Here is a 23,573-nt window from a genome sequence, read left to right on the forward strand (position 1 = left end):
CCATGGCCCGCGCCGCCTCCACCTCCGCCGCCTACGACTACACCGCCCGCGCGACCTTCGACGAGTTCGACCGGGTCTTCCACCAGAGCGGCGCAGCGGGCCAGCCCGGCGACACCAACGAGGCGGGCGGCCTGGCCTGGGGGCAGTCGTACGTGCTCATGGGGTTCGTCCGGATGTACGAGGCTTATGGGGACCCCCACTACCTCGACCGGCTCGTCACCAACCTCGACCTGATCCTCGCCAACCGCGACTCCGTGCGCGGCGTCACCGACCACCGGGGCAGGTCGCTGCCGGGGTGGCGGGCCAAGGCCCCCTACACCGTCGGCCTGGTCACCCTCAAGGACGCCGCCGGGCAGGACCTCGTCGAGATCCGCACCGCGCGGACGTACGCCGACAACGCGGTGGCGACCGTACGGGCGGGGACCTCGGCCGACCGGTTCACCCTTGAGGTCCGCAACAACCGCACCAACCTGGTGGCGACCTTCCCCGACGTGTCGCTCGACCCGGCCGCGCCCGACTACGTGGTCACCCGCGTCCTCGACGCCTACCCGACGCCCACGCTGGTGACCGCGCGGGAGCTGCGGACCGCCCCGGCGGCGGGCGCGATGCCGGTGCTCGGCGAGACGCCGTTCGTCTCCCAGCCGGTGCTGTTCACCGTGCACACCGGGATGATCACCTATCCGATGGCGGCGTTCGCCCGCCTCGTGCTGCGCTCGCGCAAGCTCAGGTCCCGGCGAACGTACCTGAACAAGGCGCAGCAGTACCTCCAGGCCGCGCGGGACGCGGCCGCCATCCACGACGAGGAGTGGCGGCAGACCGACGACGGGCTCGGGTACTTCGTGTGGAACAAGGGCACGCAGCTCGCCTACGACGGCACCGAGCAGCCCCTCAACCAGGGGCTCGCGCTCGGCCAGACCTACGCCGAACTCGCCGCCGCCACCGGCGACCCGTTCTACGCCGACCGGGCCCGGCGGATGGCCAGAAGCTTCCTGAACGAGGTCACCGCCGACGCCGACGACGCCTACGTGTGGTCGTACTGGCCGAAGAACGGCAAGCTCTACAACGGCTACGCCAAGACCGACGGGGTCTCGGAGTACACCCCGTCGAGCGTCCCGGTGCGCAGCGTCGAGGACCTCAGCCACGCGGCCATCGACGTCGAGTTCGCCGCCGCCGTCCACCGCCACGGCCTGTTCTTCCAGGACGTGGACATGGCCCGCTTCGCCAGGACCTACAGCAGGAACCTCGTGGCACCCCCCGGCCCGGACGGCATCGCCACCGCCTACCTGCGCGTGGACGGCACCGGCAGCACCACCACCCCCGGCCAGTACCTCCAGGCGCCGCGCTGGATGCCGGTCGCGCCGTGGGACCCGACGGTCTTCACGCACTCGCTGTCCATCTACGACGGCCGAGCGGTCCAGCCGACGCAAGGCTCCCAGGTGGGCTGTGTGGCCTACCTGAACTGGTTCGCAAGGAGAAGAAAGAGGTCCTGAGTGTTACTCAACCTGGTGCTCGCCGGAACACTGGCCATGACGGGGGTGCAGCCCGTCGAGAGCGTCTGGCTCACCAAATACCGCGCCCTGGAGGCGCAGATCAGCGGAAACTACTACACCAGCCCGAAGAGCGACCGGCTGGCCTGGGGCGAGAGCTACATCATGCGTAGCTACCTCGACGTTTACCAGGCCACCCAGGACACGGCCTGGCTGGACAAACTCGTCACCCACGCCGACAAGGTGATCTCCAACGCCGACGACATCGACGGCGACGGGTTCCTCGGCTGGAGCACCGCGAAGTACACCCCCGTGGCGCTGTCGAACCCCGGCTTCGGCAACGCGGCCAGCGGCGACACCACCCTGCCCGCCGCGTGGACGCGGTTCCAGGACACCGGGAGCCACGTCCACCGCACCACCGACACCCCGGCGGGCGAGGGGCCGCAGGCCGTACGGATCATCTCGGACCAGACGCGCTGGAAGAAGCTCTACCAGAACGTCGCCGCCGGGTACGGCAGCGGCGTCACGTACGTGCTGCGCGGGTGGGGCAAGAAGACCGGTTCGGCGACCGGGCGGATCGTGCTGCGCGAGGGCACGCGCTCGATCTGCGCACTCGACTACACCTCGACGAGCTGGACGTACAAAGAGGTCGAGTGCGTGATGCCCAGAGGCGGTCCCGCCCTGCGGGTCTGGCTTGAGCACGCGACCTACACGGCGACCGGGTCCGCCTACTACGACGAGGTCGAGCTGAGCGGGCGCTACCCGTTCATCGTGCACGACGGCATGATCGGCCTGCCGATGGCGGAGTTCGCCCGGCTCATCGCGACCACGCCCGCGCTGTCGGCCTACGCCGGGAAGGCCGACGCGTACCGCAGCTTCCTGGAGACGCAGATCGTGCCCCGGTGGGAACGCAGCGCCTTCCTCGGCAACACCTGGAACGGCACCACCTACCGCGAGCCCCCGAACATCAACACGATGCCGGGCACCGACCCGTCCCGGGACCTGCCGTACAACATGGCGCTGGCCTTCGCCAACATGCTGACGGTCCTGCACAGCCTGAACGGCGACGCCACCTACCAGGCGCGGGCCGACTCCGTCGTACGGTGGGCCAAGGGCGCGCTGGTCAACTCGGGCGGCGCGTATGTGTGGAACTACGCGAGCTACGCCGCCCAGAAGGAGGACATCTCCCACGCCAACGTGGACCTGTCGGCCTTCCTGGAGTACTACCGGAACGGCCGGATCCTCACGGCGGCCGACATGACGGCACTCAAGAACACGTTCACGACCAAGATGTGGAACCGCTCGACGACCGCGCCGCGCTTCTCGTGGAACGTGGACGGGACGGACAACACCGCGCAGGCCGACTACTACCTCCACTCGTGGATCGAACTCACCGAGTGGGATCCGCAGGTCAAAGCCCTGGTCGCCACGAAGTACACGAACCTGCCCCTCTCCAACCCCTCCCACCTCATCACGCTGGCCCGGTTGATCAAGCACGGCTGAGTTCACCGAGGCGCTCACGATCAACATCGGCAGGTCAGCCGATTGATTCGACGGTGGTCCCTTGCGCATCGCACAGGGACCACCGTGCCCGGCCGGAGGAGCCACCTACGACCTATCCCACCACTGAACCTGGACCTGGCACTCACGCACCCAGCCCTGCGATCATCGAGTGAGCGAACTTTAGGGGGCTAAAATCCGCCCGAGATGACCGGAGAATCACCACCTGTGGACCTCAGAACACTGCGAGACATCTCCGCTATCGCTGATCCGATCGAGCGGGCGCGGGCCATCAGCCGCGCGATGACCGAACAGCAGGGCATCACCCAGGAGGCCGCCCGCATCCGCCGGGGCGCCATCGCCGAGGCCAGAGAGCAGGGGCACACCCTTGAGGCGATCGCGAAGGCCCTGGGCGTGACACCTGGACGAGTTTCCCAGATGCGCAAGGGACCACCGGAAAGGGCTCCCGAACAGCCCGTCAGCCAAGTACCGAAAGTCATCGTCCAACGAGCACTGCCGACCGACCCCGCCACACGTGGGTCGGTGTCGCTCTTTCTCGTCGAAGCCGAGCGGCAGGGTATCCGTCCCGACCGCACGATGCTGTACATCGGCCTTGAGCCTGCGAGTGACCACGTCGCCGAGTGCCTGCGCGTGGGAACCGGCGACGAGATCATCGCCCGGCGCAAGATGATGCTGGCCAACGAGGTGCCGGTGCGGATCGCGACCTCCTACTTTCGCGCCGACCTCTTCGCCGGCACTCGGATAGCCGAACCGGAGTTCGTGAAGCCCTCGCTCCAAGCCGCGATCCAGGCCCTCGGCTACAGTTTCGGCCACGCGGAGGAAACACTCACCGCCCGACCGGCGACTCATTTCGAGGCTGACACGCTGAACCTGGACCCTGGCGAGTGGGTGGTGCAGGTCCTTCGCGCCTCCTATTCGACCGAAGGGACACCTGTCCACACGCTTGAGACCATCTGCGCGGCCACCCGCCACATCTTCCCGATCGGACAGGTCGGCGGAGTGGACGAGTTCTGACGAACCCGACGTGAGTTGACACCCCCCTCCCGGGAGGAACGCGGCCCGTTCCGTGCTGTGCACCCGTGCCGCTCGGCGCGGCCGATCAAGCACGCGCCGTAATTCGGATTATGGCCATTGTCGGGAATTTCGGCCGTAGGTAGTCTGCAGGAAGTTCTGGCGCGCCGTTATCGAGCTTCGGGACGGTTTCGGCGCGCTCTTTCGCTCTCCCCACCCCTCATGTGAGACGAAAGGCACGAGCTTCATGATCACTCGCAGACAGTTCGGCTTAGGCGCCCTCGCGGTCGGCACCCTCGGATTCTCCAGCGCGTTCGACTACTCCGCGCGTTCGACCTTCGACGAGTTCGACCGGGCCTTCCACGCGAGCAGCCCGGTCGGCCACAACGAACGGGGCGGCCTCGCCTGGGGCCACGCCTACGCCATGACCGCCCTGGTCCGGATGTACGAGGCGTACAAGGACACCCACTACCTCGACCGGCTCGTCACCGTCATCGACCTGGTGCTGGCCCAGCGCGACTCCGAGCGCGGCGCCGCCGACCACCGAGGGCTGTCGCTGCCCGCCTGGCGGGCGCTCGCGCCGTACACGCTGGGCAGGGTGACGCTCAAGGACACCGCCGGGCAGGACCTCATCGAACTGCGGACCTCGCTGTCCTACGCGGACAACGCCGTGGCGACGGTGACGGCCGTCGACTCCCCCGGCAAGTGGAAACTGGAGGTGAAGAACACCAGGCACAACCTGACGACCACGTACGCGTACCTGTCGCTCGACCCCCTGTCGAACTACTACGCGATCAAGCAGATCAACGACGCGTACCCCACCGCGACCACCCGGGTGACGGCACGGGAGCTGCGGGCCACCCCGGTGGGCAACACCAGGCCGGCGGCCGGGGCGGTCTCGTTCGTCTCGGACCCGGTGATCTTCAGCGTGCACACAGGGATGATCACGTATCCGATGGCGGCGTTCGCCCGGGTGGTGCTCACCGACCCCGCACTCTCCGCGATCCCGAAATATCATGCCAAAGCGTTGGAGTATCTGGACGCGGCGAAGCAGGCCGCCGCCGTCCACGACCACGAATGGCGGCAGACCGCCGACGGCTACGGCTATTTCGTGTGGAACAAGGGCACCCCGCTCCCCCACGACGGCGTCGAGCAGCCCACCAACCAGAGCCTCGCACTCGGGAAGACCTACTGCGAGATCGCCGCCGCCACCGGCGACCCCCTCTACCGCGACCGTGCCGAGCGCATGGCCCGCACCTTCCGCCGCGAACTCACCGGCGCCGCCGCCACCTGGACGTACTGGCCGAAGTTCGGCCATGCCCACCGGGGCTGGTCGCGAGCCGCCAACCTCTCGGAGTACTCACCGTCGCTCACCCCGCAACAGCAGATCGAGGACCTGAGCCACGGCGCCATCGACGTCGAGTTCGCCGCCCGCGCCCACCGCTCCGGCATCCACTTCACCCGGGCGGACCTCACGCGCTTCTCGCGGACGTACACCGACAACCTCATCGCGCCCACCGGCGCCGACGGCCACCCGACCGCCTACATGCGCATCGACGGGACCGGCAGCACCACCAACGCCGGTCAGTACCTCCAGGCCCCGCGCTGGCTCGCGGGCGCCGCCGCCGCGGACCGGCGGCCGTTCACCCATTCCAGGTCGATCTACGACGCCCGCCGGGTGCAGCCCCAGCAGGGATCGTTCGTCCTCGGCGTCGCCTACCTCAACTGGTACGCGGTCACTCAGGGCGTGTGAGGCCCGTACGCCGCGGCGGCCCGTAGGAAGGTGTCGTTCGCCTCCGGGTCGCCGATCGACACCCGGGCGCCCTCGCCCGCGAACGGCCGGACCGCCACGCCCTCCACCGCGCAGGCGGCGGCGAAGTCGAGCGTGCGCTCGCCGAGCCGCAGCCAGACGAAGTTCGCCTCGGTGGAGGGTACGGTCCACCCCTGCTCGACCAGCGCCTCACGGACCCGGGTGCGCTCCTTGACCACCGCGTCCACCCGCTCCAGCAGTTCCTCCTCCGCCTGCAGCGAGGCGACGGCGGCGATCTGGGCGAGGTGGTTGACCGCGAACGGCACCATCACCTTGCGGACCGCGGCGGCCACCGGCTCGTGCCCGATGAGGTAGCCGACGCGCAGCCCGGCCAGGCCGTACGCCTTGGAGAAGGTGCGCAGCACGCACACGTTGGGACGCTCGCGGTAGAAGCCGAGCCCGTCGGGGACGTCGGGGTCGCGGACGTACTCGCGGTAGGCCTCGTCCAGCACGACCAGCACGTTGTCCGGCACCCGGTCGAGGAAGGCGGTGAGCGCGGCGCTCCCGATGGCGACGCCGGTCGGGTTGTTCGGGTTGCACACGAAGATCATCCGGGTGCGGTCGGTGATCGCGTCGGCCATCGCGTCCAGGTCGTGCGCCTCGTCGACCAGCGGGACCCGTACCGACACCGCCCCGGCCAGGTCGGCCAGCAGCGGATATGCCTCGAACGAGCGCCAGGCGTAGATCACCTCGGCGCCCGGCTCACTCACGGTCTCGAACAACTGCTGCGCCACCGTCACCGACCCCGCCCCGAGGGCCACGTGCTCGGGGGGTACGCCGTACCTCCGCGCGACGGCCTCGGTCAGTTCGGCCGCCGCCGGGTCCGGGTAACGGTTGATCTGCCGCGCGCCCTCCGCGATGACGTCCACGACCGAGGGCAGCGGGTCGTAAGGGGACTCGTTGGAGGACAGCTTGTAGGACCGACCGTCGGCGCTGACGACGGCCTTGCCCGCCTTGTACGGGGGCATGGTGTCCAGAATGGCGCGGAAGTGAGGCATGGCCTCACTGTAGTCCCCCTGCTCGCGGCGCTTCCGCTTCGGAGGAGGAGTCCGAAGGAGGGGCCCACCATCCTCCGAAAGAACGATATTTCGTGACTTCAGGGGCTCATAGCGTCGTCGGCATGTCGCCCACCCGCCGGATCGACGAGATCGACACCATCCGGGGCTTCGCCCTCGCCGGGATCCTCATCGCCAACATCGGCTTCATCGCCGACCCGCGCCTGCTGGGCACCATCGGCTTCGGCACCACCGGGCCCGTCGACTTCGTCGTCCAGACCTTCGTCCTGTCCAAGTTCTACGTCATCTTCTCCTTCCTTTTCGGCTACTCGTTCACGCTCCAGCACCGGAACGGGACGCGTGTCGCGGCCAGGACCCTGCGCCGCTGCGCCGCCCTGCTCGTCCTCGGCCTGCTGCACGGGCTGCTGCTGTGGCCGGGCGACATCCTCACCCTGTACGCCGTGCTCGGCGTCGTCCTGCTGGCCGTGCACCGCATCCGGCCCAGGACCGCCGTCGTCTGCGCCGCCGTCCTGCTCGCGCTCATCGCCGCCGCGTACGCCGCGCTCGCCTGGCTGCTCTCGCTCGCGCCCTCCGGCGTCGCGGTCATGCCGCCCGCCCTCTCGGCCGAGCAGGGCGACCGGCTGCTGGCCGCCTTCACCGCAGGTCCGGCCGAGTTCCTGCGGGTGAACATCGCTCAGTACGCCCAGACCGTCGAGACGACCTGGAGCGCTCAGGGGCCCACCGCGCTGGCGCTGTTCCTGCTCGGCCTCGCGGCCGGCAAGAGCCGCCTGCTCGAACGGCCCGGCGACTGGGCCCACCGCGTCCCCGCCGTCCAGTGGATCGGCTTCGGCGTCGGACTGCCCACCGCCGTCCTGTACTCCTACCTGGTCGACCAGGACGGCACCGCCATGGTGGCCGCGACCGCTCTCAACACCCTCACCTCGCCGCTGCTGGCCGCCGCCTACGTCGTCACGCTGCTCCGCCTGGCGCGCCGGGTGCCCGCCGTGTCGGCGGCCCTCGCCCCGGCCGGGCGGGCCGCCGCCTCCAACTACCTCGGCCAGTCCGTGCTGGCCTGCCTGGTCTTCACCGGGTACGGCCTCGGCCTGGCCGGGCGGCTGCCGCCGGTCGCGGTCATGGGCGTCGCCGCCGTCGTCTACGCGGTGCTGCTCGGGCTCAGCGTCTGGTGGCTGCGCCGGCACCGCCACGGGCCGGTCGAGCACCTGCTGCGACTGGTGACCAACGGCCGGCGGACCGCGGCACCCGCTCGACCATGACGGCTGGATTCCACGATTTCCACAATTCTTTGTTGCATTCGCGCGTTCGTTGAATTATAAATAGAATGGGGAAATAAGCGTCCAGACTTCACACTTTTTGTCAAGGGCGATAAGCGACAACACGGGCCACTCAATACGACAGTTGCCACGGAACAATGTTTTTCCTTGCTCGCCACCGCCGCAAATGCCACCCTTGTGGCGATCAACCGGCAACAGCACAGGGGGAACCATGGTCGCTGTTATTTCGACGAACACCCGCTTAGCACCCGACGGGGCCCGGGTGGAGATCTCGCTCCCACCGGAGGCGCCCGCCCTGGAATGGCACGGCAACACCAAGATCGGCGGACCGTCCTTCCTGCGGAGCTTCGGCCTCGCCCAGGCGGGACAACACCGGGTCATCCCGAAGAAGATCTTCCCCGGGGGCCACACGGAGACCTTCCGCCGCGAGGGCTTCGACCTGGTCGTGTACGAATCCGCCGACCGCACCGACAGCTGCCTCGTCTGGGCCGGACCGTACAACGAGGCCACCACCTGGTTCGGCGGGCCGCTGCCGCGGCGGTCGCTGCTCAACCGGATCGTCTCCTCGGTGGCCTTCGCCGACTCGCCCGAAGGCGCCACCGTCAAGCCCGCACTGCCCGCGATGGGCCTCCAGCAGTTCGCCAACATGGTCTACGGCGTGAGCGACCAGTTGTGGGTCACCGTCAAGGACGTCCGTACCAGCCGCGACGAACTCCCGGCATGGCGCGGAGCGGCCCAGGGCGACGCCGAAGTCTGGAAGGAGAAGCTCGACCTCGACGCCGACCAGGCCGGTGCGCTCAGCGGCACGCCGTACGAGTGGCGCTACATCCTGGCCAACTCCACGGCGGTCCTCGAACTCTTCTTCCCGCAGACGTCCGCCACGATGATGCGGGCGAACGACGCGGCCGAACACGACCGCGTCACCTCGATCGTCTCCGGCGTCCGCGCCGTGTGGGCGGCATGACACTGCCTGTCGCGCTGTCCCTGCTGTCCCTGCTGCTGTCGCTGTTCACCCTCCTCGCCACGGCGGGTGTCTACGCACGGGTGCGCACACTCGAACAGGCGGGCGGCGGCGCGCAACTCACCGACCAGCCCCAGGCCGTCCCCGCCGGGCTCCGGCCCGGCGCGGGCGACACCCACGCGCTGCTGTTCCTGCTCGACGCCGGATGCGGCATCTGCAAGGGACTCTGGGAGACCTCGGTCCGGCCGATCCCCGGCGTCCGCGTCCTCGGCCTGTTCACCTCACAGGAGGTGGCGAGCACCTTCGACGGCGGCGTGGAGAAGGTCGCCGACCCCGATCTGTGGAGCGCGGTCTACGAGGGCTACGCGCCCTGCGTGTACGTCATCGACCCGGCCGGCCGCATCGTCGCCCGCCGCTTCGTGTACGGCGACACCGACGTACCCGCCCTCCTGAGCGAGCTTCTGCCCGAACTCTCCGATTCCGGGAGCCACCATGCGTCTTGACCTGATCCCCTCCGCGAACGACGCGCCGGAGGAGTTCGCGCCCAGCCGGGTGCGCGCCTCCATCACGACCCTGACCCCCCGGCGCCGCACGATGCTGAAGGGCATGCTCGTCGCGGCCTCCACCGCCGCTCTCGCACCGCTCGACTGGGCGCTGTCCAAGCGCGCCGCCTGGGCGGCCGGCCCCACCTCCGAGTGGACCCGCTCCAACTGCAGGGACGCCTACTCCAGCGGGTACGGCGAGCAGCGCAACAACTGGTGGGTGGGCGGGCCGGCGGCCTGCTTCGGCGGCTGGCGCATGGGCAGCTACCCGTGCAACTCCAACAAGCGCCACTTCGAGGGCTGGCGGGGTTACCACGACGAGGGCTACACCTCCAACCGCATCACCACCTGCGTAGGCCGCAACGCCTGGCGGTGGACCGCCAGCGGCAATGTCTACCGCTGCTCGGACGCCAACACCATGGTCGTGTGGAACTCCGGTGAGCGCTACACCGCTCTGACCATCTCGGCGTGCCGGCTTTGATCCAGGCCCGTCGGCTGGCGCTGCACCCGCTGGTGCTGGCGGTGCCGATCGCGCTCGGGTTCGCCGTACCCGCCGCGATGGGCTGGTCCGTGCTCCTGCTGTTCCTGTGGGCGGGACTGAATGCCGGGTACGCCAACTCCGGCAGCACTTGAAGCCACAATTCAGCTTTCCTGCTGAGCGCGTCGGTCTGGCGCGGTTCTGGTGCTCTGGCCTATTTCGGGGTCGGGTTGTGGCTCGGTGCGACGAGCGTCGCGGTCGTGGCGGGCGTGTTCGGCGGCATCGTGCAGTCGCTGCTTCCGCCTGCGGTACGGCTGGCTCTGCTGGGGCTGGCGGCCGGGGCCGTACTCCTGCGGGAGGCGGGCCTGATCACGCTGCCGGTGCCGGAGAACAAGCGGCTGGTGCCTGAGCATGTTCTGCAGCGCGGGCGGGTGTTCGGCGGCATCCAGTTCGGGTTCGAGATGGGGACGGGCATGCGCACGTACTCGCCCTCGTCCCTGCCGCACCTGGTGCTGCTGGCGATCCTGCTGGTGGTGCCGTTCTCCGGGGCCCTCGCCGCGGCGGGCGGGTTCGCGGCGGCGCGGTGGATCATGGCGGCGGCGAGCATCGCCCACAGCGACGACGGCTCGTGGTCGGAGCTGTGGAGCTCGCACCGGCGGATACTGGCGATCGTCACCACGGTCGCCACGATCGCCTCGCTGGCGATCGGTGTTTGGGCGGCCGGGTGACCGGCTCGCTCGTGGTCGTGTACGACGGCGCCTGCGGCAGTTGCTCCTCCATCGCGGAGCGGCTGTCGCGGGTGCTGGCCCCGCAGGTGATCGTGCGGTCCTGTCGAGACCCTCACCTCACCACCGAGTTTCCGCTGCTGGCGGGGGTTCCACGGTGTGTCGCGCCGGTCGCGGTGCTGCGCGGGCCCGACGGGTCGGCGGAGGTGCTGCGAGGGTTTCGGCTGATGTGGCGGGGGGCGGGGCTGGTCGCCCCCGGCCGGTACGGCGCCGCGACCCGGCTCGCCGTCGTGATCGTGTGGCAGCGGATGCTCCACGTGCTCGGCGGGCGTCGTCCCTGATACCGGAATGTCGTCCCTGATACCGGAATTAGGGAATCCCGGAACCAGGGGGTACTGTGAATAGACCGAGGTCTTTTCGAGCGTTGGCACTCAAGTCCGCGTCGCCCCCGGCGAACCACTCACCGTGGCCCTGCCTTCAGGGGCTGGACAGGTCAGACGACCATGACGCCGACGCTTCTGTCGCAACGCGCACCGCTCGGCTCCGTCTCCTCCGCGCTGCCACGAGCCGATTCGGCCCTGCGACTCAGCCTTCACCCGGTGCCGGATCGGCGAGCCCTGGTGAACGGGGCCTGGTGGCCCTACTCCTGTGACGCGGCCGCCGAACTACCCGGTCTCATCGCCGCGGTCGACCAGCGACTGCAGCGGACCACCCTGATGGTGGGCGTGCACCGGGACGCGTGGCCGCGTATCCCGTCCCGGATCCCGGCACGTGGGCGAACGGTCCGCATCGGATGGTTCCGCCATGCCGACCCCCACGTGATCGTTCTGTTCTTCGCCTCCGACGAGCCGGTCGCCCTGCTGATCATCCCGCCGGACACCGCGCTCGGCGCCGCCGAGGCCGCGCTGGAGCTCACCGCCCGCGACACCGCCGACCTGACCGACGACGCCATCGTCGCCCTGGCGCACCTGCCGTCCGATCCCGCGCACCCGACGACGGCCGACAGCACGGCCCGCCGGGGAAGCGGGTGCGGGCCGGTCGGCCGGCAGGCCGCCCGGCGGCACCGGCGACCCACGTAACGCCCAGCGGCCTGATCGCGCCGATCTCGGCGAGAGCGGGCCAGTCGTCCAGCCAGAGGGACATCTCACCTGACTTCAGCTTCTCCGCAAGGGAGACTTCCATGACCGTCATCGACACCGCGCCGTTCGGCGTGGCCGATCCGTCCGAGCCGACCACCGTCCACCTGTCCGGCGAGATCGACATCTTCACCAGCGCGGCATTGCGCCGGCAGTTGCTCGACGAACTGGAGCACAGCACGACCCTGCTCATCATCGATCTGTCGCAGGTGTCGTTCTGCGACGCCGGTGGCCTGGCCGTTCTGGTCGGCATCCAGCGCCGCGCCCGGTCGATGGGCATCACCCTGGCCCTGACCGCGCCCCGCCCGTTCATGTCCCGGCTGCTGCACATCACCGGCCTGGACCGCGGCCTGCCGATGGTGGCGTGAGCACAGTGTGCGCCGATTCCACGGATCCGCCGCGCGGCCTCACGTCAGAAGCGCGCGCCAGCGGTCGGCCGACTCGATCATGTCCAGGGTGATCCGCTCCATGAAGGCCCCGCCCCTGGCCAGCCGCTCCGCCGCGGACCTGTCGATCCCGGGCGTCCGCGCCGCCGCGATCGCGAACTCCGCCGCCTCCAGCGCCTGCCGCGAGCTGACCACGATCGAGTGGTACCAGGCCTCGGTGTCGACCACGTAGACGTCGCGGCGCCGCCCGGGGTCGCGCTCGCGCCGGGCGAACACCGGCCGAAGAGGTCGTCCTGCGCCCCGAGAGCTCGGACATCTACGGCGTCAGGAGCCTGCCCGTCACCTGGGACGTGTGACCCGCACTCGTAGGGGAGACGGCCGGACACACGACGGAGACCCTCGCCTGGCCTACGGCAGGCGGTGATCCCGCTCGATGGCGGCCAGCATTCTGGTGGAGTTCACCGTTATCGGGCCGGTTTCGGGGTTGAACAGCAGGCCGTTGAGGTGCTCCACCGCGTGGCACACCGCGCCGACCGCCACGCACTCGTCCCCCAGCGTCGAGGCCCGGACCTCCGGTGTACGCAGGCACATGGCCTCCAGTTCGGCCCGCAGCGGCGGGAGCAGCACGTCGGCCGACCGGGAGAAGCCGCCGCCGAGGACCACCAGGTCGGGGTCGACGGTGAGGGCCATGGCCGCGGCGGCCAGCCCGACGACCTTGACGTACCTGAGCACCGCGCCCTTGGCCGAGGGCTCGCCGCGCCGCGCGGCCTCGAAGACGGCGCCCACGTCGCCCGCGGCCTGCTCCCCCGGCGGGCAGAGCACCTCGCTGGAGGCGCCCAGGCGGAACAGCGGGTGGAAGCCGATCTCGCCGGCCGCGCCGCCGCCACCGCGCAGGGGCACGCCGTCGAGCACGACGGCGGCACCCGCGCGCCGTCCGAGATGGAGGAAGACCACGTCGCGCGCGTCGCGGGCGGCGCCGCGCCGGCATTCGGCGAGCGCGGCGAGGCGGCTGTCGTTCTCGACCAGCACCGGGCACGGCAGCAGCCCGCCCAGATGGGCGGCCAGCGGCACGCCGGCCCAGTCCTCGATGGCGCGTGAGATCACGATCTCGCCGTCGAGGTCGACATAGCCGGTGCTGCCCGCGACGGCCGCCCAGACCTGCTCGGGCGCGCTGCCGGAGGCCGCCAGGCAGGCGGCGACGGTACGGTCGACGGCGGCCAGGCGTTCGTCGCGGCTCATCGCGGGGGTGACCGCCTCGCGGGCCAGGTGGAGGACGGTGCCGTCGAGGTCGGCCAGAGCCGCAAGGACCTTGTGCGCCCCCACGTCGAGCCCCAGCACCCGGCCGCGCTCGGCGCGGAATCGGAAGCGGCGGGCGGGCCGGCCCTTCACCCCGCCCGCGGGCTCCATCTCGGCCACCCAGCCCTGCTCGATGAGCTCTCGGACGACGTCCTTGACGGTCGCCCTGGCCCGCTCGGCCCGCTCGGCCATCTGGGTGAGCGACGCCGGTCCGTGCTCGCGGAGCGCGGCGATGACCGACAGGGCGTTGAGGCGGCGCAGGCGGTGGAGGTCGCCTCCGGTCACGGCAGCCGTCATCCGATCTCCTCTTGACGCGGATTAATGGTGGGATCCACTATAAATGGACGGCGCGAAGATCACACAAGCCCACCGGGGCCCCGTGACGGCCCCGCCCTGCGGCATCCGGAGACGGACGATGTTAAAGATCATCCTGGCCTTGTTCCTCGCCTCCTCCTCCGCTCCACAGCTGGAGGCCCACTTCACCCGCCCGAGCATCACCGGCGTCCACGACGACTCCCTGAAGACCCGCACCCTTGAACTGATCGGCCAGGCCGCCACCGGCTCGTCGATCCGCATGGCCACCTTCCTCATGAGCGACACCGACGTCAAGACCGCGCTGGTCAACGCAAAGAACCAGCGCAATGTGGACGTCCGCGTGGTCGCGGAGAACCTCAACCACAGCCCGGTGCTCGACCAGTTGAGGACCGAACTCGGCGCCGACCGGGTCGTACTCTGTCATCAGGGCTGCAACAGCGCGGCGAACGCCGACATCATGCACCACAAGTTCGCCGTCTTCAGCCAACTGGCGGACGGCCGCACCGACGTGGTCATGCAGAGCTCCCAGAACTACGACAACAAGCACACCGCACACCAGAACATGCTGATCAGCTCCGGCGACCCCGGGCTGGCGAACGGTTACCGCGCCGTCTTCGACACGCTGGCCTCCCAGCGCGCCCACACCTGGACCACGCCGTTCACCTCCACCTCCGGCAAGGTCACCGTCTGGATGACGCCCCGTACCGACGACCCGCTGCTCGCGGCGGTACGGAACACAGACTGCCCCGGCACCATCCGCGTCGCGCACTCCCAGTTCAGCGACGAGCGCCTGGACCTCATCAAGGCACTGGGCGACAAGAAGGCGGCCGGTTGCACGGTCGAGGTGATCGTGCCGGAGGGCAACCAGACCACCGCGACGGGCAAGCTCCTGGCCGCCCGGGGCATCGTCAGTTTCAGCTACCGGCCGGGCGGCTGTCACTACCCGCTCGCCGGTAAATGCGAGCTGGACACCATCCACTCCAAGATCATGCTCATCGACAGCGCGGCCACCGGGAAGCTGGTCTTCACCGGCTCGCACAACCTCAACAACGGCTCGCTGACCAGGGCCGACGACTCCATCGTGCAGGTGAAGGACGAGGCGGTCTGGAACGCCTACGACGCCGACTTCCGCGACATGCGCGAAGAGCTCATCAAGATCGTCCCAGCGGCCTATCCGGCCGCCGCGCTGCAGATGACGGCCAACGGTCCGCAGGACCAGCGCTCGCCCCGCGCGGCCGCCGTACGCGGCGGGTACACCGCTGTGGCCTGGGAGAGCGCGAAGGAGATCTACGCGCGCATCTACCGCGACGGCGCGCCGGTGACCGGCCCGGTGAAGGTGTCCATGGGCGGCGTCGGCTGCGCGAGCGGCTGGAACCACCAGCAGCCCTCGGTCGGCGTCGACTCCTCCGGCAACGCCTACGTCGCCTGGTCCGAGGACGCCGACTGCCGGAACGAGCACAACATCGCCGTCCGCAGGCTCTCGCCCTCCGGCGCGCTCAGCTCCGCCATCTGGGCCAACGACCCCGAATGGCGCGGCGACCAGACCCGGCCCAGGATCGCCGTGACCGCCGCCGGCGCGTTCACCGTCGTCTGGGAGGACGCCACCACGGCCACCGTGCGCGCCGCCGGTTACGCCTCGCTGACCTCCCGCACCTTCGGGCCGGTCCAGGTAGGCGCGGGCGACCGGCCGGACGTCGGCGTCGACTCCTCCGGCGCGGCCACCGTGGCCTGGCAGGACGCCCCCCACGTGTACGGCATGCGGCTGTCGGCCACCGGCGCGACCCTCGCGGGCCGTACGCGGCTGAACACCAACGCCGCCACTCAGCACCTCGCCCCCGCCGTGGCCGTCACGGGCGCCGGGGACAGCGTCGTGGCCTGGAGCGACAACCTGGACAACCGGTGGCGGGTACGGATGCGCGGCTTCACCCCGTCGCTCGCGCAGCGCTTCACCGAGCGGCCCGTCGCCCTCGGCGTGAACGGTCCGGGTCCGAACGCCGACGCGACCTACGAGTACCCGCCCCTGTGCGACCTGACGAAATGCGCGGTCCAGGGCACTCCGTCGATCGCCGTGGACGAGTCCGGCCGCTTCCTCGTGGGCTGGACCGAGTCCGACATCTGGAACGAGAGCCGCTCCCACGAGGTCTACGCCCGGGGCTTCAACGCCGACGGCGGCACCACGGGACGCTTCCCCGTCGTACGGATGAACCCCAACACCACCGGCAACCAGTTCGGCACCGCACTGGCGGCGGGGCCGTCGGACTTCACCTTCTTCTACACCGAGGATTTCGACGTCAACAACTACGCCGACATCGTGGCCCGCACCGGGTTCACCAACACCGCGTACTAGGACCTGAACAGCCGCGCCCCGGCCCGTTGCGGGTCGGGGCGTTGCCTCCTTCAGTCAGGGAGCAGGCCCCGGGCGTCCAGGGCGGCGATGACGTCGGGAGGGAGCGCTGGGCATTCATGCACCCTCACCTCCTTGAGGGAGGGCAGTTCGATGAGCGTCCCCAGGTCGGCCAGGACGCTACAGCCGATGAGTTCCAGGACGCGCAGTTCGGGCAGGTTTCCGGGGTCGCCGAGGGTTCGCAGCTGGCCGTCGTAGGCCACGACAAGCTCCTCAAGCCGCTGCAACCCGGCGAACGGGGCCAGGTCGGTGAGCTGGTGGAGACCCTGGAGGGTGAGCTCACGCAGGGCGGGCATGCGGGCCAGGGCGGAGAAGTCGCGCAGGTCCTGGGCGTAGGTCAGGCTGATCTCGGCGAGCGAGGGGTGGTCTTCCAGCCCGTCCAGTGAGGTCAGCCCCTGCCACTCGTCGATGTTGAGCGTGGTGAGGGCGGGCAGGCGGGACAGGGGGCGCAGGTCCGGGATGCGCGCGTTCGGCAGGCCGAGGTTGGTCAGGTGGGGGTGGTGGCCGAGCCCGTCGAGGCTGGTGAGCTTCGTGCAGCCGCTGAGCCACAACCGCCGCAGCCCGGTCATGGCCCCGATGCCGTCGAGACTGGTCAGGCGGGCGCAGTGCATGCTCAAGTCGGTGACGGAGCCCAGGTCGCGCAGCCCGGCGATGGACCGGATCTTGGTGCCGGAAAGTTCCAGCTTGGTCAGGCGCCGCAGTCCCGACAGGGGCAGGATGTCCTCGATCGCCCGGCAGTGGTCGAGGTCGAGGTTTTCCAGGTGGGGGAAAGCCTCGCCGAACCCTTCCACGCTGGTCACGCCGCTGCTGCGCAGGTCGAGATGGCGCAGGGTACGCAGGGTGAGCAACGGGGTGGCGTCGGTAAGGGCCCGGCTGCTGCGGAGAATGAGCGTCTTCAGCACGGGCAGACCCGACAACGGGGTGAGGTCGGTGACGGCCGCGCAGCCGTCCAGCTCAAGGCGGAACAACCCGGTCAGCGCGGCGAGCTCGGACAGGTCCGTCAGATGCTTGCAGTGGTCCAGGCGCAGGGTCCGCAGCATGGTCAGGTGCCGCACTCCGGTGAGCTTCTCGCGACGGCGCAGCTCCAGCGCGGTGCGGCCCTCGCGCAGGAACGCGGGACTCAGCAGCAGTTCGGCGAACCCGTCCGGGTCGGGCGCGTCCGGCCAGAGTCTGAGCAGTTTGTCGGTGGACGGCTCGGCGATCTCCGCGAACTCGGCGGCCAGCGCGAGGGCGTCTTCACGGCCGTCGAGGACGAGTGCGCGGGCCGCCTTCCAGGCGCGCGCGGGAGAGGCCGAACCGAGCTTCGCCCGGTAGTCAGGAAGGTCGGGCCGGGCTGAGGGGGCGGTCATGCCACGGCAGCGTACGTGGCATGACCGACAGAAACGATCAGCCTTGCTGCCGGGCGAACTTGCCCCTGATGACGAGTGCCATCCCTGCCAGAGTGAGCGCCATCCCGGCGAGTTGCACCGGCGAGGGCGTGCCCGCGAGTTGCAACAGCGCGGAACTGACCCCCACCAGCGGCGGTACGGCCAGGCCGAGCAGCGCGGAGTAGGACGGCCCGCCGGTCAGCAGGATGCGGTGCTGGAGAAGGTAGACGGGCACGTAGATGACGACGCCGAGCAGGACCAGCAGGCCCAGCGCCGTCCAACCGACCCGCTCGCCCGAGGCGAGGTCCGCCGCCGCCCACGCGGCGAGGGGGACCGTCCCCACCGCGAAGATCGGCAGGATGCGCGGCGCCATCGGCCCCTGGTGGCCGCGGTTGGTCCGGCTGAAGTAGATGCCGTAGAAGGCCATGGAGAACATCGCCGCGAGCGCGACCAGGGAGCCGAGCGCCACGTCGGTGCCCAGCGTCCCCGCCAGCCGGGGGATCGTGTAGATCGCGGCGCCGGCGACCGCGACCACGGTCCCCACGACGGTGCGGGCCGGGGGCCGGGTGCGCAGCATGACGCTCTCGGCGATCAGCACCACGGCCGGCGTGAGCGAGAGGGCCAGCGACGGCAGCACCGGCCCGGCGAGGCTGATCGCGACCGTCGAGAGCACCGTGTACGCCGTCACGCCGGTCAGCGCCAGCAGCGCGACCTGCCACCACCGGTAGGCCGTGCTCTTCGCCGCCGGTGGCGCGGGCCCGGCGGGCGACCACCAGGTGAGCGCCAGCAGTCCCAGGACGGTGAACGCGGTACGGCCGGCCGACACGATCCCGGTGCTCGCCCCCTCCAAGGACGCCTGCACGACCAGCCAGGTCGAGGCCAGCAGGACGACCAGCGCGGCGGACTGCCAGATCAACCGCCGTCGGTTCACCGCGCGACGATTTCGTAGACGTCGCGGGTGCGCTCGACCATCCGCGCGGCCGTGAACAGCTCCGCGTGCCGTTCACGGGCGCCGGCGGCCAAGGCCGCGCCCCGGTCCTCCCCCGTCAGTACGCTCAGCGCGGCCCGCGCCAGCGCGTGCGGGTTGTCCGGCGCGACCAGCAGGCCGTCGATCCCGTGCCTGACCAGCTCCGGGATGCCGCCCACCGTCGTCGACACGATCGGGATCCCCGACGCCATCGCCTCCAGGACGACGAGGCTGGCCGCGTCGCCTCTGGACGAGGCCAGGAGCACGTCCGCGCCGATCTCCCCGGTCAGGGCGCCGGACACGCTGCCGTAGAAGCGCACGTGCTCGGCGATCCCGAGGGCGTGGACCAGCCTGCGGAGCAGGGTCTCGTCGGGGCCCGTACCCACGATGTGCAGTTTCGCGCCGGGTGACTGGCCGAGGATGAGCTCGAAGGCGAGGACCGCGACGTCCGCGCCCTTCTCCGGCGACAGCCGGCCGCAGTACAGCACCTGCGGTCCGGCGCCCGGCTCCAGCCGGAACCCCGACGGGGCGGGGACGTCCACGCCGTTCGGGACATGGTGGACGCGGCCCGCGTCGCCGAGGAACTTGCCGATGGCCCGCTGGGCGAACTCGGCGACGGCGATGACCGGGAAGCCGGCGCCCGTGGCCAGCGCGGCCTGGAGGAACGGGTCCACCGGCTGGAACATGTGCTGCGTGTACAGCAGCGGCGTCCCGGTCGCCTCGGCCAGTTCCCCGCCTCTGAAGCCGGCGTGCATCAGATGGGCGTGAATCAGGTCCGGCCGCCAGGCCCTGCCCGTTTCCACCAGGTCGGCGGGCCGCCCGTCGGCCGCCACCGGCAGCAGGGTCGGGTCGACGAAGACGTCGGCACCCGCCCTGCGGCAGTGCTCGGTCAGGACGCCGTCGCTCCCGGCCACCACGGCGACCGTGAGGCCGAGGGCGATCTGGTGGGTCACCTGGGTGGCGACGTGGCTGACCGTACCTCCTGTCGTGGGTCCACACTGCACCAGATGCATGACGCGCATGCGTTTGCGTCCTTTCCTGACGGGCTGTTCATGAAAATTCGTTCTTCTTCGTGCTGTTTCGGGATTTTCAGGCTGTTTCGCGGCTGAGGGGGTGGCGCGTCCCGCCGACGCGCCACCTCCTTCGGTCGGTCAGCTGCCTTCGACGGAGCGGGCCATCACGGCGTTGCCCGCGGTGAGCGCGCCGTCCACGGTCAGGACCGATCCGCTGATCCAGGCGGCGCTGTCGGAGGCCAGGAAGCAGATCGACGCGGCGACGTCGTCCGGCTCCCCGATCCGGCCCAGCGGGTACCACTGCTTGAGCGCGTCGAAGGTGGCCGGGTTCTTGGCGATCTGCTCGTCCCACGCCGGGGTCCGGATCGTCCCGGGGCTCACCGCGTTCGCGCGGATGCCGTAACCGCCGTACTCCACGGCCAGTGAGCGGGTCAGCGACACGATCGCCGCCTTGGCCGCGCTGTAGGAGGGATGGCCGAAGAAGGCGACGGCGTTCACCGAGACGACGTTCACGATCACGCCGTCGCCACGGGCCATCATGGCGGGCAGCGCCGTCTGCGCGCACCGCACCGCACCCTTGACGATCACGTCGAGATCGGTGTCCCAGAGCGACTCCGGCGCCTCGTGGAAGCGGGGCGGCACCGGGCAGGCCACGATGGCGTTGTTGACCAGCACATCCACCGGGCCGCCCAACTGCCTTTCGGCCGAGGCGAAGCCCTCGGACACGCTGTCGGCGCTGGTGACGTCCAGCCGTAAGCCGATCGCCCGGCCGCCGTCGGCGGTGATCTCCGCGGCGAGGTCCTGCGCGCCCTTCTCCTCGACGTCGGTGACCGCCACCGCCGCGCCCGAGGCCGCCAGCCGCCGTACGGTCACCCGTCCGACGCCACCGGCCGCGCCGGTCACCAGCGCCACCCGCCCGCTCAGATCGAACCGATCCTGCCGCCCGGTCACGCCGCCACCTGCCTGTTCCCGAAGGAGCACCGCACCCCGCTCATGCCGCTTCCACCTGGCCGTTCTCGAAGTAGGACCGTAGTGATCCGTCCAGTTCGGGCACGCGCAGGACGGCGCCGCCGTCCCGGAGCGAGCGGGTGGCCAGGTCACCGGCGGCCACGGCCGTGCGCGCGGCCACCGGTGAGGTGTCGGTGGCCCCGCCCTCACGGACGAACCGGACGAATTCCTCGATCACCTTCGCGTCCGCCCCGCCGTGCCCGCCGATCGGACCGGGGATCCGGAACTCCGCGTCCCCGCCCGGGTCGTAGTCGCGCCGGCTCGCGTTCCACACCCGGACCGTGCCGCCCGGCGCGTCGCCGAAGTTCTCCAGCCGCCCGGCGTCGCCGATCACCGTGAAGGAGCGCCAGTAGTCGGGGGTGTAGTGGCACTGCTGGTAGGCGGCCAGCACCCCGTTGTCCAGGCGCAGGTTGAGCAGCGCCAGGTCCTCGACGTCGATCACCGGGTTGAGGTCGCGCTGACTCGACGGCGGCCAGTGCTCCTCGCTCAGCCAGTTCTCCGGCTTGGGCGCCCCGGCCGCGCGTCTCGGCAGGCCGCCGTAGACGGTCAGGCCGCCCATCGCCTGTACCTCCTCGGTGGCGCCGCCGACGATCCAGTGCATGGCGTCGAGGTCGTGGGACGCCTTCTGCAGCAGCAGGCTGTTCACCTTGGACCGCTCCGCGTGCCAGTCCTTGAAGAAGTAGTCGCCGCCGTGGCCCACGAAGTGGCGGATCCACACCGCCTTCGGGGTGCCGATCTGGCCTTCCTGTACGAGGCGGCGCATCAGGCGGACGACTTCCATGTGGCGCATGTTGTGCCCGACGTACAGGCGGGCGCCCGACTGCCGGGCGGCGCGCAGTACGGCGTCGGCGTCCTCGACCGTCGTCGCCATGGGTTTCTCCAGGTAGACGGCCTTGCCGGCGCTCAGCGCGTCGATCGCCACCCGGGCGTGGGTGTGGTCGGGGGTGGCCACCAGCACCGCGTCCACGTCGTCGCGGTCCAGCAGGCGGCGGTAGTCGGTCTCGGCGGCGGTCACGCCGAAGAAGTCGGCCTCTTTGCGGACGGTGGTCTCATCCAGGTCGCAGACGGCGGTGACGCGCGCCCCAAGACCTGGCTCACGGTGGACGGCGACGGCGAGGCTGCGCCTCTGTCCGAGGCCGATGGCAGCGATTCGGAGATCATCCATGCTTTCGGGCTCTCCATCACGATGAGTCGTCGTGCTGTGCTCCCCGCACCACACTGTGGTGCCGTTGTGATCAAGATGCCCAATAATGCATGGAAAGACAAGACTTGAAGCGAATTCGCGCACAAGTAGACTCGTCCGCGCGCGAGTGGGACTTTGCCCGCCGTACGGATGCCCGGCGCAGCGACTACAGGCGGGGACTCAGCCTGGCGACGGGAAGCAGGCGATGCTCCGTCACCTCGTGGCGTTGAGGGAGGGAGAGCCGCTTGCGGATCCGCCTGAGCTGGACGGCCCGTTCGGTGTCGGTCAGCATGACGCAGTCGACGGGAATCTCCGAGTCGGAGAACGTCACGGCGGTGGCGGTGCGCAGCAGGTCCAGGAGTCTGGTGTCGGACGCCGCGGCCAGCACGATGTGATCGTCCCCGTCGGGAAAGCAGGACACCGACAGGTCCTCCCCGATGGGCGCGGCCGGTGCGGTGACGGTGAGGAACAGGCCCGGCACACCGCCGAAGCTGTAGAACCGGACACCTCCCCTGGAGACCTTGAAAACCGCCAGGTTGGCCCACCCGATGACTTTCAGCAACGCGGTGTCGATGAGGTGACGCACAGCGTTTCCCCTCGCCGGGAGGCGTGCTCGGTGTCAGGCCAGCATCTCAGTCAGCGGGGCCGAGCGCCATGCTCCAGCACCGTCATCGTGCGTCGCGGAGACCGAGAAGGTAGGTCGCGGTGAGTGCGACGGCGCGGTCTTCGTCATGGGACAGATCCGCGAGGGCTCGTGATGCCGTGGTTCCCGGGATGTCCGCGAGCGCCTGTGTCAGCCGTAGGCGTACGGCCGGTTCGACACCACTGCGGGCGAGGCGATCGACGAGCCCGCCGGCGATCCGCTCCGCCGACGCGGGACGATCCGCCAGCGCGCCCAGGGCGTCGGCCGCATCGACGTCGTTCGTCCCCTCGACGACGATGTCGATGAGCGTCGGGATCGCCTCGGCCACGCCACGTGCCCCGAGGGCCAGAGCGGCATGCCTGCGCACCACGACGTCGGGGTTCGCGAGAGCGTCCCGCAGCAGTACGGTCGCCCCGCCGTCCGAGAACTCGGCGATGGACCGGACGGCACGCTCGCGCACCTCGGCCGCCGGTGCGCCGAGGCCCTCCGCCAGCAACGCCAGGGCGTCGTCGCCCGACTGCGCCAAAGCCCAGCGAAGGGCACCGGCGACGTGGGGGTCCGTCTCGCTCAGCGCCGCCTCGACCAGTGCTTCCACCGGCATCGGAACCTCTTCGGCCGAGGACAGGGCCGCACGCTGGCGCTTGCCGGCGCTCTTCGACCCCAGCGCCCGCAGGAGTGCGACGATCTGCAGGACGTCCTGCCATCCGGCGGGTTCCACGGCACCGACCCGGCGCAGGCGCGTGAGCAGTTCCGTCTCGGCCGCGATGCGTTCGCGAGTCTGGCGGATGAGGTCGTCCACGAGCTTCGAGGGCGTGAACTCGGGATCGTCGAGCGCGCGTCTGACCTCACTCAGCGACAGCCCCAGCGACCGCAGGCTTTCGATGTGGAAGATCCGCCGGATGTCCTCGTCCGAGTACTCGCGATAACCCGCGCCGGTACGGCCCGTCGGCCGCATCAGGCCGAGGGAGTCGTAGTGCCGGAGCATGCGGGTACTGACGCCGGAACGTCGTGCCACATCACCGATCAACACCGC

24 protein-coding genes are annotated in these 23,573 nt (G+C 70.2%); 14 read left to right on the plus strand and 10 right to left on the minus strand.

Annotated features, from left to right (window positions below; genetic code table 11):
- Nucleotides 1-2: 2 nt before the first annotated feature.
- The 4 genes from ABD120_RS20450 to ABD120_RS20465 all read left to right on the plus strand — a co-directional run bounded on the left by ABD120_RS20450 (nucleotide 3) and on the right by ABD120_RS20465 (nucleotide 5,772).
- The gene (locus tag ABD120_RS20450) at nucleotides 3-1,490 is read left to right on the plus strand and encodes a hypothetical protein (protein ID WP_343951543.1); all 1,488 of its coding nucleotides are present in this window, start codon (nucleotides 3-5) and stop codon (nucleotides 1,488-1,490) included.
- Nucleotides 1,491-2,990 (plus strand): hypothetical protein, encoded by a 1,500-nt coding sequence (locus tag ABD120_RS20455; protein WP_343951544.1) that lies wholly within the window; start codon nucleotides 1,491-1,493, stop codon nucleotides 2,988-2,990. It abuts the gene before it with no gap.
- Between the two features lie 225 nt (nucleotides 2,991-3,215).
- Nucleotides 3,216-4,022, plus strand: coding sequence for a UTRA domain-containing protein (locus tag ABD120_RS20460; protein ID WP_343951545.1), 807 nt, complete (start codon nucleotides 3,216-3,218; stop codon nucleotides 4,020-4,022).
- A 244-nt stretch (nucleotides 4,023-4,266) separates the two neighbouring features.
- Nucleotides 4,267-5,772, plus strand: a complete 1,506-nt coding sequence (locus ABD120_RS20465) for a hypothetical protein (protein WP_343951546.1) — start codon at nucleotides 4,267-4,269, stop codon at nucleotides 5,770-5,772.
- Here ABD120_RS20465 and hisC read toward each other — a convergent pair.
- Nucleotides 5,760-6,827: a histidinol-phosphate transaminase gene (gene hisC / locus ABD120_RS20470; RefSeq protein ID WP_343951547.1), complete on the minus strand. Its 1,068-nt coding sequence runs from the start codon at nucleotides 6,825-6,827 to the stop codon at nucleotides 5,760-5,762. The two genes, ABD120_RS20465 and hisC, sit on opposite strands and share 13 nt — an antisense overlap.
- A 122-nt stretch (nucleotides 6,828-6,949) precedes the next feature.
- Between hisC and ABD120_RS20475 the strand changes: the two genes are divergently transcribed.
- The 9 genes from ABD120_RS20475 to ABD120_RS20515 all read left to right on the plus strand — a co-directional run bounded on the left by ABD120_RS20475 (nucleotide 6,950) and on the right by ABD120_RS20515 (nucleotide 12,326).
- The gene (locus tag ABD120_RS20475) at nucleotides 6,950-8,098 is read left to right on the plus strand and encodes a DUF418 domain-containing protein (protein WP_343951548.1); all 1,149 of its coding nucleotides are present in this window, start codon (nucleotides 6,950-6,952) and stop codon (nucleotides 8,096-8,098) included.
- 229 nt (nucleotides 8,099-8,327) lie between these two features.
- Nucleotides 8,328-9,080 (plus strand): hypothetical protein, encoded by a 753-nt coding sequence (locus ABD120_RS20480; protein WP_343951549.1) that lies wholly within the window; start codon nucleotides 8,328-8,330, stop codon nucleotides 9,078-9,080.
- On the plus strand, nucleotides 9,077-9,580 hold the full coding sequence (locus ABD120_RS20485; protein ID WP_343951550.1) for a hypothetical protein: 504 nt from the start codon (nucleotides 9,077-9,079) through the stop codon (nucleotides 9,578-9,580). Before ABD120_RS20480 ends, ABD120_RS20485 begins: the two co-directional genes overlap by 4 nt.
- Nucleotides 9,570-10,100: a hypothetical protein gene (locus ABD120_RS20490; protein WP_343951551.1), complete on the plus strand. Its 531-nt coding sequence runs from the start codon at nucleotides 9,570-9,572 to the stop codon at nucleotides 10,098-10,100. Before ABD120_RS20485 ends, ABD120_RS20490 begins: the two co-directional genes overlap by 11 nt.
- Nucleotides 10,088-10,252: a hypothetical protein gene (locus ABD120_RS20495; protein WP_343951552.1), complete on the plus strand. Its 165-nt coding sequence runs from the start codon at nucleotides 10,088-10,090 to the stop codon at nucleotides 10,250-10,252. The genes ABD120_RS20490 and ABD120_RS20495 overlap by 13 nt, the downstream gene beginning before the upstream one ends.
- Before the next feature lie 105 nt (nucleotides 10,253-10,357).
- Nucleotides 10,358-10,825, plus strand: coding sequence for a hypothetical protein (locus tag ABD120_RS20500; protein WP_343951553.1), 468 nt, complete (start codon nucleotides 10,358-10,360; stop codon nucleotides 10,823-10,825).
- Nucleotides 10,822-11,163 carry a hypothetical protein gene (locus tag ABD120_RS20505; RefSeq protein ID WP_343951554.1) on the plus strand — a complete coding sequence of 114 codons (342 nt, stop codon included), beginning with the start codon at nucleotides 10,822-10,824 and terminating at the stop codon, nucleotides 11,161-11,163. Before ABD120_RS20500 ends, ABD120_RS20505 begins: the two co-directional genes overlap by 4 nt.
- A gap of 162 nt (nucleotides 11,164-11,325) precedes the next feature.
- A complete protein-coding gene (locus ABD120_RS20510) occupies nucleotides 11,326-11,901 on the plus strand; it encodes a DUF5994 family protein (RefSeq protein ID WP_343951555.1) in 576 nt (191 codons plus the stop codon).
- A 101-nt stretch (nucleotides 11,902-12,002) separates the two neighbouring features.
- A complete protein-coding gene (locus ABD120_RS20515; protein ID WP_343951556.1) occupies nucleotides 12,003-12,326 on the plus strand; it encodes an STAS domain-containing protein in 324 nt (107 codons plus the stop codon).
- 39 nt (nucleotides 12,327-12,365) lie between these two features.
- Here ABD120_RS20515 and ABD120_RS20520 read toward each other — a convergent pair whose 3' ends face one another.
- Nucleotides 12,366-12,620 carry a hypothetical protein gene (locus ABD120_RS20520; protein WP_343951557.1) on the minus strand — a complete coding sequence of 85 codons (255 nt, stop codon included), beginning with the start codon at nucleotides 12,618-12,620 and terminating at the stop codon, nucleotides 12,366-12,368.
- Nucleotides 12,621-12,752: 132 nt separating this feature from the next.
- Nucleotides 12,753-13,937: an ROK family transcriptional regulator gene (locus ABD120_RS20525; RefSeq protein ID WP_343951558.1), complete on the minus strand. Its 1,185-nt coding sequence runs from the start codon at nucleotides 13,935-13,937 to the stop codon at nucleotides 12,753-12,755.
- A 118-nt stretch (nucleotides 13,938-14,055) separates the two neighbouring features.
- Here ABD120_RS20525 and ABD120_RS20530 point away from each other — a divergent pair, with 118 nt between their 5' ends.
- Complete coding sequence (locus ABD120_RS20530; RefSeq protein WP_343951559.1) at nucleotides 14,056-16,302, plus strand: phospholipase D-like domain-containing protein; 2,247 nt, start codon at nucleotides 14,056-14,058, stop codon at nucleotides 16,300-16,302.
- 50 nt (nucleotides 16,303-16,352) lie between these two features.
- On the opposite strand, the gene ABD120_RS20535 is transcribed toward ABD120_RS20530, so the two are convergent.
- The 7 genes from ABD120_RS20535 to ABD120_RS20565 form a co-directional block, all read right to left on the minus strand.
- Nucleotides 16,353-17,708, minus strand: a complete 1,356-nt coding sequence (locus tag ABD120_RS20535) for a hypothetical protein (protein ID WP_343951560.1) — start codon at nucleotides 17,706-17,708, stop codon at nucleotides 16,353-16,355.
- A gap of 37 nt (nucleotides 17,709-17,745) precedes the next feature.
- Nucleotides 17,746-18,657, minus strand: a complete 912-nt coding sequence (locus ABD120_RS20540; protein WP_343951561.1) for an EamA family transporter — start codon at nucleotides 18,655-18,657, stop codon at nucleotides 17,746-17,748.
- A complete protein-coding gene (locus ABD120_RS20545; protein ID WP_343951562.1) occupies nucleotides 18,654-19,715 on the minus strand; it encodes a glycosyltransferase family 4 protein in 1,062 nt (353 codons plus the stop codon). Before ABD120_RS20545 ends, ABD120_RS20540 begins: the two co-directional genes overlap by 4 nt.
- Before the next feature lie 129 nt (nucleotides 19,716-19,844).
- The gene (locus ABD120_RS20550) at nucleotides 19,845-20,657 is read right to left on the minus strand and encodes an SDR family NAD(P)-dependent oxidoreductase (protein WP_343951563.1); all 813 of its coding nucleotides are present in this window, start codon (nucleotides 20,655-20,657) and stop codon (nucleotides 19,845-19,847) included.
- A 40-nt stretch (nucleotides 20,658-20,697) separates the two neighbouring features.
- A complete protein-coding gene (locus ABD120_RS20555; protein WP_343951564.1) occupies nucleotides 20,698-21,879 on the minus strand; it encodes a Gfo/Idh/MocA family protein in 1,182 nt (393 codons plus the stop codon).
- Nucleotides 21,880-22,063: 184 nt separating this feature from the next.
- A complete protein-coding gene (locus ABD120_RS20560; RefSeq protein WP_343951565.1) occupies nucleotides 22,064-22,483 on the minus strand; it encodes a hypothetical protein in 420 nt (139 codons plus the stop codon).
- Nucleotides 22,484-22,565: 82 nt separating this feature from the next.
- The gene (locus ABD120_RS20565; protein WP_343951566.1) at nucleotides 22,566-23,570 is read right to left on the minus strand and encodes a HEAT repeat domain-containing protein; all 1,005 of its coding nucleotides are present in this window, start codon (nucleotides 23,568-23,570) and stop codon (nucleotides 22,566-22,568) included.
- Nucleotides 23,571-23,573 lie beyond the last annotated feature (3 nt).

Source organism: Nonomuraea longicatena, assembly GCF_039525605.1.
GTDB classification, from domain to species: Bacteria; Actinomycetota; Actinomycetes; order Streptosporangiales; family Streptosporangiaceae; genus Nonomuraea; species Nonomuraea longicatena.